This is a genomic window from Stenotrophomonas sp. P5_A9 (genome assembly GCF_056400525.1).
Genome location: NZ_JBFULC010000031.1, coordinates 1 through 18400 on the forward strand (window position 1 = coordinate 1; position 18400 = coordinate 18400).

General features: G+C 66.3%; 19 protein-coding genes. 9 read left to right on the forward strand and 10 right to left on the reverse strand.

What is annotated here, in order from left to right; all coding sequences use genetic code 11:
• The first annotated feature begins 204 nt into the window (after positions 1-204).
• Both AC1DR7_RS11470 and AC1DR7_RS11475 read left to right on the forward strand, forming a co-directional pair.
• Positions 205-2076, forward strand: coding sequence for an ABC transporter ATP-binding protein (locus AC1DR7_RS11470; RefSeq protein ID WP_478051570.1), 1872 nt, complete (start codon positions 205-207; stop codon positions 2074-2076).
• A gap of 95 nt (positions 2077-2171) precedes the next feature.
• Positions 2172-2951 carry a ferredoxin--NADP reductase gene (locus AC1DR7_RS11475; RefSeq protein ID WP_457320580.1) on the forward strand — a complete coding sequence of 260 codons (780 nt, stop codon included), beginning with the start codon at positions 2172-2174 and terminating at the stop codon, positions 2949-2951.
• A 234-nt stretch (positions 2952-3185) separates the two neighbouring features.
• On the opposite strand, the gene AC1DR7_RS11480 is transcribed toward AC1DR7_RS11475, so the two are convergent.
• Positions 3186-3668, reverse strand: a complete 483-nt coding sequence (locus tag AC1DR7_RS11480) for a glutathione peroxidase (RefSeq protein ID WP_478052793.1) — start codon at positions 3666-3668, stop codon at positions 3186-3188.
• Positions 3669-3930: 262 nt separating this feature from the next.
• Here AC1DR7_RS11480 and AC1DR7_RS11485 point away from each other — a divergent pair, with 262 nt between their 5' ends.
• The gene (locus AC1DR7_RS11485; RefSeq protein WP_256775569.1) at positions 3931-6102 is read left to right on the forward strand and encodes a M3 family metallopeptidase; all 2172 of its coding nucleotides are present in this window, start codon (positions 3931-3933) and stop codon (positions 6100-6102) included.
• 93 nt (positions 6103-6195) lie between these two features.
• On the opposite strand, the gene AC1DR7_RS11490 is transcribed toward AC1DR7_RS11485, so the two are convergent.
• From AC1DR7_RS11490 to AC1DR7_RS11505, 4 genes are all read right to left on the reverse strand, one after another.
• Positions 6196-6720 (reverse strand): hypothetical protein, encoded by a 525-nt coding sequence (locus AC1DR7_RS11490; protein WP_256775570.1) that lies wholly within the window; start codon positions 6718-6720, stop codon positions 6196-6198.
• Positions 6721-6814: 94 nt separating this feature from the next.
• Positions 6815-7933 (reverse strand): cyclopropane fatty acyl phospholipid synthase, encoded by a 1119-nt coding sequence (cfa, locus tag AC1DR7_RS11495; protein ID WP_478051567.1) that lies wholly within the window; start codon positions 7931-7933, stop codon positions 6815-6817.
• 14 nt (positions 7934-7947) lie between these two features.
• Entirely contained in the window at positions 7948-8835 is an 888-nt protein-coding gene (locus AC1DR7_RS11500) for a DUF3298 and DUF4163 domain-containing protein (protein WP_457321247.1), read from the reverse strand.
• 36 nt (positions 8836-8871) lie between these two features.
• A complete protein-coding gene (locus AC1DR7_RS11505; protein WP_457321245.1) occupies positions 8872-9186 on the reverse strand; it encodes a GNAT family N-acetyltransferase in 315 nt (104 codons plus the stop codon).
• 306 nt (positions 9187-9492) lie between these two features.
• Between AC1DR7_RS11505 and AC1DR7_RS11510 the strand changes: the two genes are divergently transcribed.
• A complete protein-coding gene (locus AC1DR7_RS11510) occupies positions 9493-9669 on the forward strand; it encodes a hypothetical protein (protein WP_256775574.1) in 177 nt (58 codons plus the stop codon).
• A 111-nt stretch (positions 9670-9780) separates the two neighbouring features.
• Here the strand turns inward: AC1DR7_RS11510 and AC1DR7_RS11515 are convergent, their stop codons facing one another.
• Together AC1DR7_RS11515 and AC1DR7_RS11520 are read right to left on the reverse strand one after the other, a co-directional pair.
• The gene (locus AC1DR7_RS11515; protein ID WP_256775575.1) at positions 9781-10404 is read right to left on the reverse strand and encodes a rhomboid family intramembrane serine protease; all 624 of its coding nucleotides are present in this window, start codon (positions 10402-10404) and stop codon (positions 9781-9783) included.
• A gap of 8 nt (positions 10405-10412) precedes the next feature.
• A complete protein-coding gene (locus tag AC1DR7_RS11520) occupies positions 10413-11975 on the reverse strand; it encodes a POT-type proton-dependent oligopeptide transporter (protein ID WP_256775576.1) in 1563 nt (520 codons plus the stop codon).
• A gap of 173 nt (positions 11976-12148) precedes the next feature.
• On the opposite strand from AC1DR7_RS11520, the gene AC1DR7_RS11525 reads away from it, so the two are divergent.
• Entirely contained in the window at positions 12149-13000 is an 852-nt protein-coding gene (locus AC1DR7_RS11525; protein WP_457319278.1) for an endonuclease/exonuclease/phosphatase family protein, read from the forward strand.
• Between the two features lie 76 nt (positions 13001-13076).
• Here AC1DR7_RS11525 and AC1DR7_RS11530 read toward each other — a convergent pair whose 3' ends face one another.
• Positions 13077-13688, reverse strand: a complete 612-nt coding sequence (locus tag AC1DR7_RS11530; protein ID WP_256775577.1) for a superoxide dismutase — start codon at positions 13686-13688, stop codon at positions 13077-13079.
• Positions 13689-13935: 247 nt separating this feature from the next.
• On the opposite strand from AC1DR7_RS11530, the gene AC1DR7_RS11535 reads away from it, so the two are divergent.
• Both AC1DR7_RS11535 and AC1DR7_RS11540 read left to right on the forward strand, forming a co-directional pair.
• Positions 13936-14397 (forward strand): guanyl-specific ribonuclease, encoded by a 462-nt coding sequence (locus AC1DR7_RS11535; protein ID WP_256775578.1) that lies wholly within the window; start codon positions 13936-13938, stop codon positions 14395-14397.
• Entirely contained in the window at positions 14394-14846 is a 453-nt protein-coding gene (locus tag AC1DR7_RS11540) for a barstar family protein (RefSeq protein ID WP_256775579.1), read from the forward strand. Before AC1DR7_RS11535 ends, AC1DR7_RS11540 begins: the two co-directional genes overlap by 4 nt.
• A gap of 316 nt (positions 14847-15162) precedes the next feature.
• Here AC1DR7_RS11540 and AC1DR7_RS11545 read toward each other — a convergent pair whose 3' ends face one another.
• Positions 15163-16905 (reverse strand): hypothetical protein, encoded by a 1743-nt coding sequence (locus tag AC1DR7_RS11545; protein ID WP_478076493.1) that lies wholly within the window; start codon positions 16903-16905, stop codon positions 15163-15165.
• A gap of 9 nt (positions 16906-16914) precedes the next feature.
• The gene (locus AC1DR7_RS11550; protein ID WP_256775581.1) at positions 16915-17514 is read right to left on the reverse strand and encodes an NfuA family Fe-S biogenesis protein; all 600 of its coding nucleotides are present in this window, start codon (positions 17512-17514) and stop codon (positions 16915-16917) included.
• 102 nt (positions 17515-17616) lie between these two features.
• Between AC1DR7_RS11550 and AC1DR7_RS11555 the strand changes: the two genes are divergently transcribed.
• A complete protein-coding gene (locus tag AC1DR7_RS11555) occupies positions 17617-17958 on the forward strand; it encodes a 4a-hydroxytetrahydrobiopterin dehydratase (protein ID WP_457319275.1) in 342 nt (113 codons plus the stop codon).
• Between the two features lie 4 nt (positions 17959-17962).
• Entirely contained in the window at positions 17963-18379 is a 417-nt protein-coding gene (locus tag AC1DR7_RS11560) for an energy transducer TonB (protein ID WP_457319274.1), read from the forward strand.
• The last annotated feature ends 21 nt before the right edge of the window (positions 18380-18400 follow it).

Here is an 18400-nt window from a genome sequence, read left to right on the forward strand (position 1 = left end):
TGTGCCGACCAACGGTCGGCACCTACCGCGTGATTGCCGTGCTGCGCCGTGCCGACCAACGGTCGTCACCCACCGTGTGATTGCCGTGCTGCGCCGTACCGACCAACGGTCGGCACCTACCGATTTGGATAATTGCGCGCTTTGGTGTCGTAGCGTGCAACGCATTCATCCCTCCGCCACGGCACGGGCGCGCACAATAGCGGCATGCCCGCCTCCCCCGCCGCCGGCGCTTCCGGCCAGAAGAATCCCAGCCTGCGCGAACGCTTCCAGGCGATGCGCAACCTGCCCCCGTTCCTGCGTCAGGTCTGGCAGACGAGCCCCGGCCTGGCCAGTGCCAGCCTGGGCCTGCGCCTGATCCGTGCGTTGCTGCCGGTGGCGATGTTGTACGTGGGCAAATTGATCATCGACGCGGCGCTGCACCTGAGCCAGCACGAAGCCGGCTTCCCGCCGTTTGGCGAGGCACTGTCCAGCGGCGTGCTCAATCCACTACTCGGCCTGCTCGCACTGGAGTTCGGCCTGGCGATCGTCTCCGACCTGCTGGGCCGCGCGGTGAACTATGCCGACAGCCTGCTCTCGGAACTGTTCACCAACGTCACCAGCGTGCGGCTGATGGAGCACGCCGCCGAACTGGACCTGGAAGACTTCGAAGACCCGGACCTGCAGGACAAGCTGGACCGCGCGCGGCGCCAGACCATGGGCCGGATGAACCTGATGAGCCAGCTGTTCGGCCAGGTGCAGGACGCCATCACCGTGGCCAGCCTGGCGGTGGGCCTGCTGGTGTACGCGCCGTGGCTGATCCTGCTGCTGGCGGTGGCGCTGGTGCCGGCCTTCATCGGCGAGTCGCACTTCAACGCGGCCGGCTATTCGCTCAATTTCCAGTGGACGCCCGAGCGCCGCCAGCTCGATTACCTGCGCCAGATCGGGGCCAGCGTGGAAACGGCCAAGGAGGTGAAGATCTTCAACCTGCACCGCTTCCTGATCGAGCGCTACAAGTTCCTGGCCGACAAGTTCTTCCACGCCAACCGGGCGTTGGCACGCAAGCGCGCGTTCTGGGGCACCTTGCTGGCCGCGCTCGGCACGCTGGGCTATTACACCGCGTATGCCTACATCGCGTGGCGCACCGTGCGCGGCGATTTTTCGATCGGCGACCTGACCTTCCTGGCCGGCAGCTTCCTGCGCCTGCGCCAGTTGCTGGAAGGGCTGCTGATCGGCTTCTCGCAGGTGGCCGGGCAGGCGCTGTACCTGGACGATCTGTTCTCGTTCTTCCAGATCCAGCCGGAGATCCACTCGCGCACCGATGCGGTGGCGATCCCGCAGCCGATCACCGACGGCTTCGTGTTCGAGAACGTCGGCTTCCGTTACCCCGATGCGGAAAACTGGGCGGTGCGCCACCTGGATTTCGAACTGCACGCCGGCGAAGTGCTGGCGCTGGTCGGCGAGAACGGCGCCGGCAAGACCACGCTGGTGAAGCTGCTGGCGCGCCTGTACGACCCGGACGAAGGCCGCATCCTGCTCGACGGGCGCGACCTGCGCGACTACGATCTGGATGACCTGCGCGCCAACATGGGCGTGATCTTCCAGGACTTCGTGCGCTACAACCTGAGCGCGGGCGAGAACATCGGCGTCGGCCTGGTCGAAGCAATGACCGACGATGCGCGCATCCGCGACGCCGCCCGCCGCGGCATGGCCGATGAGGTGATCAACGCGCTGCCAAACGGCTACGACCAGCTGATCGGCCGACGCTTCAAGCAGGGCGTGGACCTGTCCGGCGGGCAATGGCAGAAGATCGCCATCGCCCGCGCCTACATGCGCGATGCACAGGTCATGATCCTCGATGAGCCAACCGCCGCACTGGACGCGCGCAGCGAATTCGAGGTGTTCCAGCGCTTCAAGGAACTGTCCGACCAGCGCACCGCCGTACTGATCTCGCACCGCTTCTCCTCGGTACGCATGGCCGACCGCATTCTGGTGCTGGCCGGCGGCCGGATCGAGGCCAGCGGTACCCATGCCGAACTGATGACCCAGGGGGGCCGTTACGCCGAATTGTTCGAGCTGCAAGCGGCCGGGTACCGTTGAAACCCCCACTCCACAAGCCTTTCCGGCCAGTCAATGAGAATTTATCTCATTTGAGATAAACTGGACGGGACAAAACAGATCAGACCCCCACCCCCATGTCTTCCGCTTTCGGCGCCGAAACGGTGCTTGAGGTCCGCCACTGGACCGACGCCTACTTCAGCTTCACCACGACCCGCGACAGCGGCTTCCGCTTCGAGAACGGCCAGTTCGTGATGATCGGCCTGGAAACCGAGGCACGCCCGTTGCTGCGCGCGTATTCCATCGCCAGCGCCAACTGGGAAGAGAACCTGGAGTTCTTCAGCATCAAGGTCCAGGACGGCCCGCTGACCTCGCGCCTGCAGCACATCAAGCCGGGCGACAAGGTCCTGGTCGGCAAGAAGCCCACCGGCACCCTGCTGATCAGCGACCTGCACCCGGGCAAGCACCTGTACCTGCTGGGCACCGGCACCGGCCTGGCGCCGTGGCTGTCGGTGATCAAGGACCCGGAAACCTACGAGCGCTTCGACAAGGTGATCCTCACCCACGGCGTGCGTTACGAAAAGGACCTGGCTTACCGCGACCTGTTCGAGAAGGAACTGCGCGAGCACGAATTCCTCGGCGAGATGATCGGCGACAAGCTGCTGTACTACCCGGCCGTCACCCGTGAGGCGTTCCCCAACCAGGGTCGCCTGACCTCGTTGATGGAAAGCGGTGAAATGCAGAAGACCCTCGGCCTGCCGCCGCTGGATCCGGGAAACGACCGCGCCATGATCTGCGGCAGCCCGCAGATGCTGGCCGACCTGCGCACCGTGCTGGACAGCCGCGGCTTCCAGACCTCCCCGCGCATCGGCACCCCGGGCCACTACGTCTTCGAGCGCGCGTTCGTCGAGAAGTAAGCGCGAATGGCGCACCGAAGGTAGAGCCACGCCACGCGTGGCTGAAGCCTTCCACGCACCCATTCGCCACCCGGTAGAGCCACGCCCCGCGTGGCTGGGGCCTTCCACGCATCCACTCGCCACCCGGTAGAGCCACGCCATGCGTGGCTGAAGCCTTCCACGATCGTCGTGTGCGAGGAGCCGGCCAGCGGCCGGCACTACCTTGCCGCGATCAGGCGGGGGCGAGTGCCCGCATCACCCCAGCGCCGCCTCGATATCCCCGCGCAGCGATTCCGGCTTGTCGGTCGGCGCATAGCGTTCCAGCACCTGCCCATCGCGCCCGACCAGGAACTTGCTGAAGTTCCACTTGATCCCGCGCGTGCCCAGCAGCCCGGACTTCTCCGCCTTGAGCCACTGCCACAGCGGATGCGCGCCCTCGCCGTTGACGTCCACCTTGTCCGACAGCGGGAAATCGACCGCGTAGGTCAACGAGCAGAAATTGCGGATCTCGTCGGCGTTGCCCGGCTCCTGGTGCCCGAACTGATCGCACGGGAACCCGATCACCACCAGCCCGCGTGCCGCGTACTCCCGACACAACGCCTCCAGCCCCTCGTACTGCGGGGTGAAGCCGCACTTGCTGGCCACGTTGACCACCAGCAGCACCTTGCCCCGGTACTGCTCCAGCGGCTGTGGCTGGCCGGTGAGGTCCACGAACGAGAAATCGAATGCGCTGGTCATGGGAAAGGCTCCGGTGGAAGGGGATCATCTTAGCGCCGTGGGGGTGTGGGGCTGCTGCCGAGAGCAGCCACCCATGGGGTGGCTCTACCGATTCGGGTTCATGCGGAGGAGGCCAGCGGGCGGCACCTGCGGTTCCAACACAGCAATCGGACGTCAAGCGATTCGACGCCTGCTCCAACCCGCAATCCCATGCCTTTCGACACAAGCCCCACGCCATCGCGCCGGGGTAACCTCGTGCACTTGTCTGACCGGAGAATTCCCCTTGACCACCCGCCTTGCCCTTGCCGTCGCCGTGACCCTCGGCCTTGCCCTGCCCGCCTATTCCGCCGTCGCCGCCGCCCCCGTGGCCGCCAACGCCCAGCAGGCCAACCCGTTCTTCGCCGACAGCCCCCTGCCCCTGCACTACCCGCAGTTCGACAAGATCAAGGACAGCGACTTCGCGCCCGCCTTCGACGCCGGCATGGCCCAGCAGCTGAAGGAAGTGGAGGCAATCGCCAACAACAAGGCCAAGCCGACCTTCGACAACACCCTCATTGCCCTGGAAAAGAGCGGTGACACCCTCGACCGCGCCACCACCGTCTTCTTCAGCCTGGTCGGCGCCGACACCAACGACGCCCGCAAGAAGCTGCAGGCCGACTACTCGGCCAAGTTCGCCGCCCACAGCGACGCCATCGCCCTCAACGGCAAGCTGTTCGCCCGCATCCAGGCCCTGTACGACACCCGCACCCAGCTCGGCCTCGACGCCGAAGGCGTGCGCCTGGTCGAGAAGTACTACGACAGCTACGTCCGCGCCGGCGCCAAGCTCAATGATGCCGACAAGACCAAGCTCAAGGCGATGAACGCCGAGCTGGCCAACCTGGGCACGAAGTTCAGCCAGAACGTGCAGAACGAAGTGAATGCCTCGGCCGTTGTGGTGGACGACGTCAAGCAGCTCGACGGCCTGTCCGCCGAGCAGATCGCTGCCGCCGCCGAAGCCGCCAAGGCCCGCAAGCTGGATGGCAAGTACGTCATCGCCCTGCTCAACACCACCGGCCAGCCGCCGTTGACCAACCTGCGCAACCGCGAGCTGCGCCAGAAGATCTACGAAGCGTCCGTCACCCGCGGCAGCCGCGGCGGTGAGTTCGACAACACCGCGCTGGTCTCGCGCATCATGCAGCTGCGCGCCGACAAGGCCAAGCTGATGGGCTTTGCCAACTTCGCCGCGTACAACCTGACCAACCAGACCGCCAAGACCCCCGAAGCGGTCAATGCCATGCTCGGCCAGCTCGCCCCGGCTGCGGTGGCCAACGCCAAGCGCGAAGCCGCCGACCTGCAGGCCATGATCGACAAGGAACAGAAGGCCGCCGGCAAGCCGACCTTCCAGCTCGAAGCGTGGGACTGGGCCTTCTACAGCGAGAAGGTGCGCCAGGCCAAGTACAACTTCGACGAGTCCCAGCTCAAGCCGTACTTCGAACTGAAGAACGTACTGGAAAACGGCGTGTTCTTCGCCGCCAACCAGGAATACGGCCTGACCTTCAAGCAGCGCACCGACCTGCCGGTCTACCACGACGACGTCACCGTCTATGACGTGTTCGATGCCGACGGCAGCCAGCTGGCGATCTTCATCTTCGACCCGTATGCACGCGCCTCCAAGCGCGGCGGCGCCTGGATGAACTCCTATGTGTCCCAGTCCGAGTTGACCGGCTTCAAGCCGGTGGTGGCCAACCACCTCAACATCCCCAAGCCGCCGGCCGGCCAGCCCTCGCTGCTGACCTGGGATGAAGTGACCACCACCTTCCACGAGTTCGGCCACGCCCTGCACGGCATGTTCTCCAACGTGAAGTACCCGTACTTCTCCGGCACGGCCGTGCCGCGCGACTTCGTCGAGTTCCCCTCGCAGGTCAATGAAATGTGGTCGGACAACCCGGCCATCCTGAAGAACTACGCCAAGCACTACCAGAACGGCACCGCGATGCCGCAGGCACTGCTGGACAAGGTGATCGCCGCGGCCAAGTTCAACCAGGGCTTTGCCACCACCGAGTACCTCGGTGCGGCCATGCTGGACCAGCGCTGGCACCAGATCGGTCCGGACCAGGTCCCGGCCGCCAAGGACGTGATGGCCTTCGAGCGCGCCGCGCTGGAGAAGGACGGCATCTACTACGCGCCGGTCCCCCCGCGCTACAAGACCCCCTACTTCAGCCACATCATGGGCGGCTACTCGGCCGGCTACTACGCCTACATCTGGTCCGAAGTGCTCGATGCCAACACCCAGAAGTGGTTCCGCGAAAACGGTGGCCTGAGTCGCAAGAACGGCGACCATTTCCGCCAGACCCTGCTGTCCAAGGGCGGCAGCGTGGATGCGATGGAACTGTTCCGCAATTTCGCCGGGCATGAGCCGCAGATCGAACCGCTGCTGGAAAAGCGTGGTTTGACCGGTGGTGATGGCAAGAAGTAAGCGTTCGATTCAACGACGCGTGTAAACAGGACCGCCCGGCAGTGCCGGGCGGTTTTTTGTTGCCGATCACGTGAGAGGATCCCGCCCCCCCCATCAATGGGCTTGTGGATCAAAGTACGCTTCCCACGTGCAGGACAATGCCGACAGCGCGCAGGCTCGGGTGAACGCCGTCTTCGCGCGTGCCGGCTCGCTCAGGTTGATCAACGCCACCCCCAGGTTGAAGTAGGCATTTTTGTCCCGGCTGCCCAACGCCAGCGCCCGTCGCAGCGGCGCAAGCGCCTGCTCGTGCTGACCCCGATCGCATGCAACCGCCCCCAACGCGGTAAGCAACCGCGCATCATCAGGATGGTGGCCCAGTGCATTGGCAAGAAACTCATGCGCAGACCGCAGCGCTCCCTCCGGATCGGATGCTCCTGCGAAGGCAGATTGAACCCGCTGACCAGCGGCCAGAAGGGCGTCAAGCACGGTCACGTCGTCGAAGGTCATGAACACATCGTAGTTGGCTGCCTGCTTCGGCGACAACCGACGAATCACATGGATTGAGTTCAACAGCGCGGCGTCACAGTGGCGATCAAGCTGACAGTGGCAAGAGCAATATTGAAGCCTGATATGACGCATCAACCGTGTTCTCGGATCCTGCTTTGCACAGGTCGCCGAAGCAGCCCTGATCGACCGCCAGGCCGGCAGGACTGGGGCATCTGCGCCGCCGCCATCACCGCGGCGCGATATACCCACCCGGTACGCCGTTGGGCGACAACACCAACTGCCACAACTGCGAATTCCGGCAGCGGAAGCTCGCCATCGACGCCGCCAGGTAGAACCGCCACATCCGCTTGAAGCGCGCGTCGTAGCGCTGCGGGTCAAGCCCGCCCCACGCCTGCTCGATGTTCAATCGCCATGCCTGCAGCGTGCGGTCGTAATCGGTTCCAAAACTGTGCCAGTCCTCCAGCACGAACAATCCTTCATACGCGGCGGTAATCTGCGCCGCCGAGGGCAGCATCGAATTGGGGAAGATGTAGCGGGTAATCCACGGATCGGTGCGGTGCCGCGAGATATTGCTGCCGATCGAGTGCAGCAGGAACAGGCCGTGCGGGTGCAGGCAGCGCCGCGCCATTTCGAAGTAGCCGCGGTAGTTCTTGTCGCCGACATGCTCGAACATGCCGACCGAAAAAACCGCGTCGAAGGTTTCTTCGACGTCGTGGTAATCCTGCAGCCGGATCTCGATCGGCAACCCGGCGCACAGCTGGCGTGCGTAGTCGGCCTGCTCCTGGGAAATGGTGACGCCCACGCCGGACACGCCGTAGCGTTCGGCGGCGTACTTCAGGGCTTCGCCCCAACCGCAGCCGATATCGAGCACGTGCTGGCCCGGGCGCAGCCCGAGCTTGCGGCAGATCAGGTCGAGCTTGGCTTCCTGCGCCGCATCCAGGTCCGTCGCATCGCGCCAATAGCCACAGCTGTAGACCAGGCGGCGGCCAAGCATCGCTTCATAGAGGTCGTTGCCGAGGTCATAGTGGCGCTTGCCAACCTCGAAGCTGCCATTGCCGGCCTGCAGGTTGAACAGACGCGCCTTGAGCGCGTCGGCGACTTCGCGCCAGCCGTGCACGCGATCGTCCAGGTGTGCCTGCATCAGGTGATACAGGAAGTCGTCCAGCGCGGCGGCGTCCCACTGGCCGTCCATGTAGCTCTCGCCCAGGCCGAGTGAGCCGTGGGCCATGACCCGCGTGTAGAACTGCGGGTCATGGACGTGGATGTCATGCGGCCGGTCACCGTCGACGGTGATTCCCGCGTCGTGCAGCAACAGCGTCACTCGTCGTTGCAGTCCCGCGTCCACGTCGCCTCCGTCGATCAGCCCTGGGCAAACAATCCCGCATACGCCGCACCGACATGCGGCGCCAGTACGTTGGCCGGCACATCCACGGTCTGGGTGCCATCCGAATACGGCCCCACCTGGTAGGGCGGGAACACGAAGCGTACCGCGCTGATCTTGCCATCGGTGCCGGTCAGCGGCTGGAACTGGCTGAAGTTCTCCGCGCTCGGCTCGGTGCCGTCGGCGATCATCCGGCTGGCGCTGCGCAGCGATTCCTGCAGTTGGCCCGGCTCCATGTCTTCGCTGCTCAAGCGGGTGGCCACGCGCTCGCGCAGCTGGTCACCGATGTAATCGCTGACCGCCTTCCAGCCCTTGGCATCTGCCACCAGCTTGTCGGCGGTGAGCATCTGCTGCTGTTCGGGCAGCCACACGAAGCGCGCCACCAGCGGCTCGCCATGGGCACCGCCGGTGTAGCGGCTGCCATCGGCGCTCACCACCACCAGTTGCGGGGTTTCCAGCACTTTTTCGAAGCTCAGCGACAGCTCGTAGGGCATGGTCGGCTTGTCGTTGCCCAGACCATCGACGGCCTGCTGCAACTCGCCGCGCGCGGCAGTGGCGTAATCGGCCAAGGCCTTGGCCAGGCCCGGGTACTTGGCGATATCGGTCGGGTAGCTGATCCCGATGACGGCCTGCGGCGTGTTTTCGATCACGTCGCGCAGCTCAACCGGCGCTGCGGCGACAGGCGTTTCAATGTTCGCCGGCTGCGTGGCGGTCGCGCCATCGGCCGGTGCCGTGGCGGTGTCGCCCGCGTCGCGCTTGCAACCCGCCACCAGCACCAGGCCCACGGCCATGGCCAACGCGCTGGCGCGCAGCGCGCGACGGTTTACTACGATGTTCATTGCAATCCCCTTGTTGAAACCCAGCATCATGGTGTGTCGTCCCTGAAGCGAGACCGCCCGCGGTCAACCGGCGAGCAGGTCGTCGTATTCCTCGTGTCGTTGCATGAAGGCTTCGGCGTAGGCACACGCCGGCACCACTTTGTATTTGTGTTCGCGCGCATAGCGTAGCGCCACCTTGGTCAACTCCCCGGCAATACCGCGCCCGGCGATCGGCTCAGGCACCTCGGTGTGGGTGATGACCATCCGCTTCTGTCGTTTCAGCGACGTGATCTGGTAGTCCAGCAGCGCCAGGTGCCCCTGGATCCGGGCCTGGAAACGGTGGTTGGCCAGATCGTGCTCCACCTCGTACGCCAATCCGGGCGGGGTGACCGAAGCCATGGGCGGTGTCTCCTGCGGCAACTGACGCGATAGTGCGCAGCGTAGCGCCATGATCGCGTGAAGCCTGAACAGGGGCAAGCAGCGACGCTGAGCGTCACTTCCGGACCCCGTGCCCTTCCCGGGCAGGACGGGGGCACCGGCGCCTTGCCACGCGGCCGGTCATCGCCATGCCGCCATCAAAGCGCGGTGCTGGGCGCCGCTAAAGTCTCGTTGGTTCAAGCCGATACCGGTAGCGGACAGGGCGTGAAAGCTGGCACGAGTTTTGCGACACCTGCCTGCCCGAATCCGTTTTACCAGGAGGTCCTCATGGACAACGCACCTACCTCCCCGGCCCCGGCCGACGCCGACAGCTCGCTGCTGGAAGGCCTGTTCCAGCTGGCCGTGAACGGCCAAACCAACGGCTGGGAATTCGATCAGATCGACAACGAGGTCTACGCCCGCCTGCTCAGCGCGTACGGCACCGACGGCAAGAAAGTAGCGTAACGCGTCGTTTGCAGGGGGCACGACCCACGGTCGTGCCCTTCCGCCGGCTGCTGCCGGCGTTCCTGGACCCGGCAGGTGCCGACCGTGGATCGGTACGTCTGCATCCCGGCATCACCCCAGCGGACGGAAGCTCGGGTTGCTCAGCTCGCGCAGGAAGTGCTCGAAAATCGCCGGGCGCATCGCCAGCATGAAGATCACCCCGAACGCGGCACCGGCCAGGTGCGCGCTGTGGTTGATGCGGTCGCCGCCACGGCGATCCATCCAGATGCTGTAGCCCACATAGAACGCCGCGTAGATGATCGCCGGCGCCGGGATGAAGAACACGAAGATCACGCTCCACGGGCTGAGCAGGATGAAGGCGAACAACACCGCCGACACCGCGCCCGACGCGCCCAGGCTGAGGTAGTTCGGGTTCTTCTGGTTCTTCAGGTAGCTGGGCAGGATCGACATCACCAGCGCGCCGAGATAGAACGCCGGATAGGTCAGGTAGCTGCCGGTCAGCTGGATCATCACCGACTCGATCTGGCCGCCGAAGAAGAACAGCGTGATCATGTTGAACGCCAGGTGCGCCAGGTCCGCGTGGATGAACCCGTAGGTCACCAGGCGGTCGTACTGGCGGTGGCGGTCCACCGCCGGCGGCCACAGGATCAGGCGGTCGCCGAGCTTGCGGTTCTTGAACGCCATCCACGACACGATGACGGTGATGGCGATCAGCAGCAGGTTGACGGGGGTCATGTCAGGGCTCAGGCCGTACGGTAGTTGTCGACCATACGATAGCGCCTGGCATACCAACCGAAGGCCAACGCGGCGAGGAAGGCGAAACCGGCGAAGAAGAACATCAGGAACGCGGCCTCGCTCAGGCCGGTACTGGCGATCTTGTGGGTCACCGTATCGTTGCGCACGGCCGCGTTGGACAGCAGCACCCACAGGTTGCCGATGGTGGTGGTCAGGTTCCAGAAGCTCATGACCACGCCCTTCATCGCCTGCGGCGCCTGGCTGTAGGCGAACTCCAGGCCGGTGGCCGAGACCAGCACCTCACCGAAGGTCAGCAATGCGTAGGGCAGCATCTGCCAGAAAATCGACATGACGTTGCCGCCATCCATCATCACCTGGATGCCACCGACCACGACCCAAGCCAGGCCGCTGAAGGCGATGCCCACGGTCATGCGGCGCAGCGCGGTGGGCTCGACGCCGAAGCGGCGCAGCGCCGGGTACAGCACCAGGTTGTTGAACGGGATCAGGATCATCACCAGCAGCGGGTTCAGCGCCTGCATCTGCGAGGCGGTGAACCAGCTCGGCATGGCCATCTGCTGGCCCTGCAGCACCCAAGTGGATGCCTTCTGGTCGAACAGCGAGAAGAACGGGGTGGTCAGGGCGAAGATCACCAGCACCCGCAGCACCGAACGCACGCCTTCGACCGCGTCGGCCGGGTGCACCGCGCGGGCGCGGTCGAGCTGGATCCAGGTACCGCCACCGATACCGACCAGCAGCAACACCAGCGCGATGCACAGGCAGATCACGATGCCGAGGCTGCCGACCAGGCCCAGCGAGGCCACCGCCAGCACCGCGCCGAGGATCGCCAGGGTGCGGCCCGGACGGCCCTTGCCCGGGACCTCTGCCGACAGCGCGCTACGCACCACGTTGCCGAACGAATGCGGGTCCTTCGGCGGCAGCGGCACGAGCACGTAACGCTTGCGTCCCAGCCAGAACACGAAGGTGGCCACGAACATCAGGATGCCCGGGATGCCGAATGCCCACTGCGGGCCCAGGTTCTTCAGCGCCAGCGGGATCAACAGCGAGGCAAACAGCGAGCCGAAGTTGATGATCCAGTAGAAGGCGTCGAACACGACCTTGGCCAGATGCTTGTTGCTCTGGTCGAACTGGTCGCCCATGAAGGAGGCCACCAGCGGCTTGATCCCGCCGGCGCCCAGCGCGATCAGGCCCAGGCCGAGGAAGAAGCCCTCCCGGCTGTCCTCGAACACGGCCAGGCAGGCGTGGCCGGCGCAGTAGATCAGGCTGAACCACAAAATGGTGTGGTACTTGCCGAAGAACTTGTCGGCCAGCCAGCCACCAAGCAGCGGGAAGAAATACACGCCGATCATGAAGCTGTGCATGATGTCCTTGGCCTCGCCCGCACGGCCTTCGGCGGTGATCTCCTGCAGCAGCAGCGAGGTGATCAGGAACTGCACCAGGATGTTGCGCATCCCGTAGAAACTGAACCGCTCGCAGGCCTCATTGCCAATGATGTACGGGATCTGGCCTGGCAACTTTCCTTTGCCGGGGCTGGCGGCTGCGATCGTGCTCATCCTATGGGGCTGTCCTGCGAATACGAAAGTGCGGGAGCTTACCGGAAGCCCCCGAGCGGCGCACGCTGCGCCCCTACGTGACAGTAGACGGCGAACATGGCAGCGGATCGCCGCAGATCGCAACGGAAGTCACGAAGCCTCGACGGCGCAAGCGTAAACTTATCGTTATGCGCATGATCTCCATTGCTGTCACGGGACGCTGGCCGGGTTGGCTGCTGCTGATGCTGTTGGCGGCATCGGCCGCGCAGGCGCATGCGCGCCAGTCCGAGGACGCACCGCGTCTGCTCAAGGTGGCCACCCTGGAACTGCCCACCCTGGGCGAGGGCCAATGGGAGCAGCGCCGCGACCAGGTGCTGCAGATGCTCGACGCGCTGCAGCCGGACGTGATCGCGGTGCAGCGCGTGCTGCAGACCCAGGGCCGCAACCCGGCCTGCTGGCTGGCCTCGCGGCTGCGCTACAGCTGCGATTTCGTCACCGCCGATCCGCCCAGCCAGGCACTGCGCCATGGCAGCGCGATGCTGACCCGGCTGCCGGTCAGCGAAGACGGCGTCACCCTGCTGCATCCGCCGGGCCAGTTCAGTGCCGCCGGCATGCTGCGGGTGAAGCTGCAGGAAGAACTCATCAACATCTATGTCGCGCGGTTGCGCCCTGACCCGGACGAGCCGCTGGTGCGCCGCCACCAGACCAGCGACCTGATGACCTGGATCGGCGCCACCGCCGAAGGCCTGCCCTCGCTGATCGCCGGCGATTTCTCGGCCGACACCGCCGAACTGGTGCGCAGCTCGCCAGGTTTCCAGCCGGCGCGCCGCAATCCCGGCGAACGGGTCGACCCGCCGTCGGCGGCCGGCAGCGCGCGCGGCCACGGGCTGGACGTGCTGTTCCAGGTCAAGCACTTCGAGGGCATCGGCCAGCAGGCGCTGAAGCTGCCGGCCAGCGAAGGCAGCGATGCCGACAAGGGCGCCCTGCGGCTGGGGGTGATGGCCACGCTGCGGCTGCAGTCACCGGTGCCGGTCAGCGCCCCCTGATCCACGGCGCGGTGCCGCAACGAAAACGGCCAGGCATCGCTGCCTGGCCGTTTTGTCATCTACCGTGCTGGATCGCTCAGGCGATCGCGGCCTGGTAACGACGTTCGACTTCGTTCCAGTCGACCACGTTGAAGAACGCGCCGATGTATTCCGGGCGACGGTTCTGGTACTTCAGGTAGTAGGCGTGCTCCCACACGTCCAGCGCCAGGATCGGCGTGTTGCCGTCCATCAGCGGGCTGTCCTGGTTGGCGCTGCTTTCCACCACCACCTTCTTGTCCGGGGTGACGCTCAGCCAAGCCCAGCCGCTGCCGAAGCGGGTCAGTGCGGCCTTGGTGAAGGCTTCCTTGAACTTCTCGAAGCCACCCAGCTGCGACTCGATGGCCTTGCCCACTTCGCCGACCGGTGCGCCGCCGCCGTTGGGCGACATCACGGTCCAGAACAGGCTGTGGTTGGCGTGGCCGCCACCGTTGTTGCGCACCGGGCCCTGCAGGTTTTCCGGCAGCGACTTGGTCTTCTTGACCAGTTCTTCGATCGGCAGGTCGGCGTATTCGGTGCCTTCCAGTGCCGCGTTGACGTTGTTGATATAGGTCTGGTGATGCTTGGTGTGATGGATTTCCATCGTGGCCGCGTCGATATGCGGCTCGAGTGCGTCGTAGGCGTAGGACAGCTTGGGGAGGGTATAGGCCATGTGGATCTCCTGGTAGCTCACTCACCCGGCAAAGACCGGGCGTTGCGCTGACGATGATGGGGATGGACGGCAAGCTTACCAAGGCCCATGTAAAGGAAATCTGGGCTCGCGCATGCAACCTCTGCACACCATGTTACGCAACGGTGACGGCAGCGTGGCGTGGATGGGTCGTTGTTCGGCTGCGCCTCATCGCCCGGCGCACGGTTGACGGTACAGTAGTGGCCACCTTCCCTGCCCCACCCTGCCCATGCGCAAGCCCTTGCTGTTGCTGGTCGCCATCGCGCTGCTGATCGGCGGCCTGGCCACGATCAAATTCGCGCAGCGTCCCCCGGCGCCACAGTTCGCTCCATCGCTGACCCAGCCGGCGGCACCGAACGCACCACTCGCTACCGGGACGCAGGGGGTGAAGCACGATCCGTTGCCGCCGTTCCTCCCGCCCGAGGCACGCCGCACCATCGCACTGATCCAGCAGGGCGGACCGTTCCCGCATCGGCAGGACGGCAGCGTGTTCGGCAACCGCGAACAGCGCCTGCCAGAGCGGCCGCGCGGCTATTACCACGAGTACACCGTCGACACCCCCGGTGCCGGCAACCGCGGTGCGCGTCGCATCGTCACCGGCGGCAATCCGCCGACCGGCTGGTTCTACAGCGACGACCACTACGAGACCTTTCGCAGTTTCGATGTTCCACCGGCCGGGAGCTGGCAATGAACCATGATGGATTCGAGTTGGGCCTGCACGACATCAACAATGCCGGCGTGTATGCGATCGGCAATGGCGATGTGGGCCCGTTGTCGGCCGCGATGCGCGATGCCGGCCTGCGCGTGGTGCAGATCGACCTGGACGGCTGCCAGGACAAGCGGATGCTGTTGACGCGGCTGGCCGGGCGACTGGACTTCCCCACCGGCTTCGGCGGCAACTGGGATGCACTGAGCGACAACCTGCGCGACCTGGCCTGGCTGCCCGCCAACGGCTATGCCCTGTTCTTCAACGACGCCGACGCGCTGCGTGCGCAGGCCGGTGCCGACTTCGACACCCTGCTGGACGTGCTCGACGAGGCCAGCCGCAGTTGGGGCGAAACCAACGTGCCGTTCTGGGCGTTCGTGGCGTTGCAGGATGCCGACGTAAGTGTGGATGCGGACGCGGAACAGGAGCCATAACGTCCCGCGCGATAGACGGCGCCACGCCATGCGCGGCTCGCAGGTGCCATGACGCCGGACCGGTAGAGCCACGCCATGCGTGGCTGGCAGGTGCCATAAACGCTGGACCGGTAGAGCAGGCACGCATGGCGTGGCTCTACCCGGGGGTCGGAACGCCTGACCGGAGAGCAGCCACGCATGGCGTGGCTCTACCCGGGGTCGGAACGCCTGACCGGAGGGCAGCCACGCATGGCGTGGCTCTACCCGGGGGTCGGAACGCCTGACCGGAGGGCAGCCACGCATGGCGTGGCGCTACCCCCGCCGATGCGGCGGGGCCTCAGCGGCTGCCGTTGTCTTCCTGCAGCTCTTTCTTGAACGGGATGTCCGGCGGCGGACGCGCGATCGCCGGCTGGTCCTGCATGTTCGGATCGCTCAGGCCGCAGCCGCCGCCGAACTGCAGGATCGAGACGACGCAGGAGATCGACGAGCTGGTGCCCGGGATCGGAATCTCCACGGCCTTGATGCCCTTGCGAACCCATTCGGCCAGCAGCGATTCGTTGGGCGCCCAGTACTTGTCGAACGACGTCGGGGTGTAGTCGTACGGCGGGCGCTTGAGCCAGGTGCCGGACTGGGCGATGCGCTCCTTGGTCCAGCCGTCCTTGTCACCGCCCGGTGCGCCGCGCTCGGTGGTGCCCTTGCCGTCCTGGCCAGGCACGCGCACGCTGCCGTCGGCCTTGAACAGGCTGTCGCCGTGGCTGCCGGTATCGGCGACGGCGCGGCCGTCGAGATCGCGATCCTGCGGATGGTTGGCCGCGCCCCAATCGTCGCCGCGCGTCGGCGTGGCCCAGTTGCCCGGGTTCGCCGCCGGCTTCGCGGCGGGCTGGGTGCTGGCGCGCGCGGTCGAGGGGCTGCTGCTGGTGCTCGGCGTGGTCGCCGTCGCGGTGGACGTCGCGCTCGCCGTGCGCGGCGCGGTGCTGGTCGACGCCGGTGCCGGCCGCGCGGCTGGCGTGGGCACGCTGCGTTCGCGCACTGCAACCTCGGTCGACCTGCCGCTCACGGTGACGTCCCGTTGCGGCACCGTCGCCATCGTCACCGATGGCGCCGTGACAGGCTGGACCTCGCGTTCGCGCACCTGCACCTCGCGCTGGGGCAGCGTGGCCTCCACGCGTGGACCGGGCACGCGCACCGTGGTCGCAGGCGCCCCGACCACGCTGACCTGGCGCTCGCGCACCGTGGGCTCCGGCGTGCGCAGCTGGGGTTCGGCCGGCCGCGGCACCGCCACGCTGGCGCGCGGGGTCGGCGCCTCGACGGTAGTGACGGTGCGCTCGCGCACGGCGATGTCCTGCGGCTCACGTGGCGTCACCCGCACCTCGGTGCGCACCACGCTGGTGGGCGGCACGACAAAATCCGTGGTCGCCTGCGCAACTTCGGTGGCCTGCACCGGCTGCTCGACCGGCGGCGTCACCGGGCTGGGCGGCGTCGGTTGCGGCACCTCGGGTGGCGTGGGCTCGGCACTCGGCTGCGGGGCCGATGCAGACGCCGACGCCCGCGGGCTGCTGGCCGCTGCGTCCGGTTCGCTGGCCGGTGCATTGCTCGGGGCACGTGCTGCCGCATCCGGCGTCGCTTCGCCACCGCCCTCTTCCTGCGGCGTGCCACGCCMCACCAGGGCCACCTGCACGCGGCCACTCTCGCCACCCTGCTCGGGCTCCACCGGCGGCCGGATCAGCGCAACCCACAGCAGCAGCACGGCAAACAGCACATGCAACAGGAGGCTGATGCTGGCCGAACTCCAGCGCATCCAGCGCTGGTCGCGCGGCGCCGGGTCCCAGCCCTGCCACAGCAGGCGTCGGATTGACTGCAGGAAACCCAGCTGCGGCAGACGGCCGCTGGACACCGGCAATGGCCGCTGGATCAGCTCGGCGATAACCTCACTGGCACGGAACGGCCGCGGCAGCGGGGTGAGCGCACGCAGCCACAGGCCCCACCCATACGGCAGGCCCGTGGTTTTTTCGAGGATGCGGTTGTCCGGCTGGCGTGCCAGCAGCCACTCGAGGATGTCGTCAGCCCGGCGCAGTGGCACGCAGCGGAATCAGGCGGCCGTGCCGCGCGGAATGTACGGCGCGTTGCCACTCTCGTGGTCGGTCGCGTCGCGCACCGCGGTAATCCCAGGCACTCGTCCCATCAAGGTCTTCTCGATGCCCTGCTTGAGGGTCACATCGGCCATGCCGCAGCCCTGGCAACCGCCGCCGAAGCGCAGCAGCACCACGCCATCGGCGGATACTTCCTGCACCGCGACCTTGCCGCCGTGGGAGGCCAGCTGCGGATTGACTTCGTTCTCCACCACCCAGCGCACGCGCTCGACCAGCGAGGACGCGTCGGTGGGGGCTTCGCCCTTGATCTTGGGGGCCTTGATGGTCAGCTGCTGGCCACCAGTGGCGTTGCTGACGATGTCGATGTCGGCACCGTCCAGCCAGCCCACGCTGGTGGCATCGACGTACAGGGTGAAGCCATCGCAGTCCACCGCCCACTCATCGCCCATCAGGTCGGTGGGCTCGGCGAACTCCAGGCGGGCGTCGGCACGCGGGGTGCCAGCATCGACGGCGCTCAGGCGCACGCCCATGCCGGGCACGGCCTCACGCTCGATCAGCTTGCGGAAATAGGTCTGGGCAGTGTCGGATATCTGGATCATCGGGCTATTCTAGCCACTTACATGTTATGCGCTCATTCGGTTTATACACCGTCCGGCGCATCGTTCAGGCATCTTGCAACACGAAAGGGAGTGGAGGATTTCATGGCCGACCTGATTCCGCTGGCGCAGGCGCATTGCGTGCCGCGCAAGGGCAGCGACCACAAGCTGGGCGAGGCCCGGGTGGCCGAACTGCTGGCGCAGATTCCCGGCTGGGCAGTGGCCGAGCAGGGCCAGGCGCTTACCCGCACGTTCCGCTTCGACAATTACCACGGGACCATGGCGTTCGTGAACGCGCTGGCCTGGGTGGCCCATCGCGAAGACCACCACCCCGACCTGGGCGTGCATTACGACCGGGCCGTGGTGCGCTTCTCCACCCACGATGTGGGCGGCCTGAGCGAAAACGACTTCATCTGCGCAGCCAAGGCCTCGAGCCTGACGGAGTGATTCCATGAAACTGCAGTGCCTCGTGTTGTCCAGCCTCGCCCTCGTCAGCCTGGCCGGCTGCAACAAGCCGGCCACCCCGGCCGCACCGGTCGCCGCGCCCACCGACGTGGCCGCGGTGAAGACCCCGCCGCCGCAGTACCCGATCGAACTGGCCTGCCAGGGCATCGGCGGCACCAGCACCTTCAAGGTGGTGATCGCCGCCAACGGCAAGCCCGGCCAGGTGGCGCAGGTAACCGGCAGCGGCAATGCCCAACTGGACGAGCTGGCCAGGAAGGCGGTCGAAGGCTGGGAGTTCAAGGCGGCCACGCGCAACGGCCAGACCGTGTCGACCACGATCCAGGTGCCGGTCAGCTTCAACCCGCCGCAGCCCAAGCCGGACGAGTGCTTCGCGGTGGAAGAGCGGCTCCGCCGCGGCGGCTGAGCGCCGTCGTCCTATGAGGCC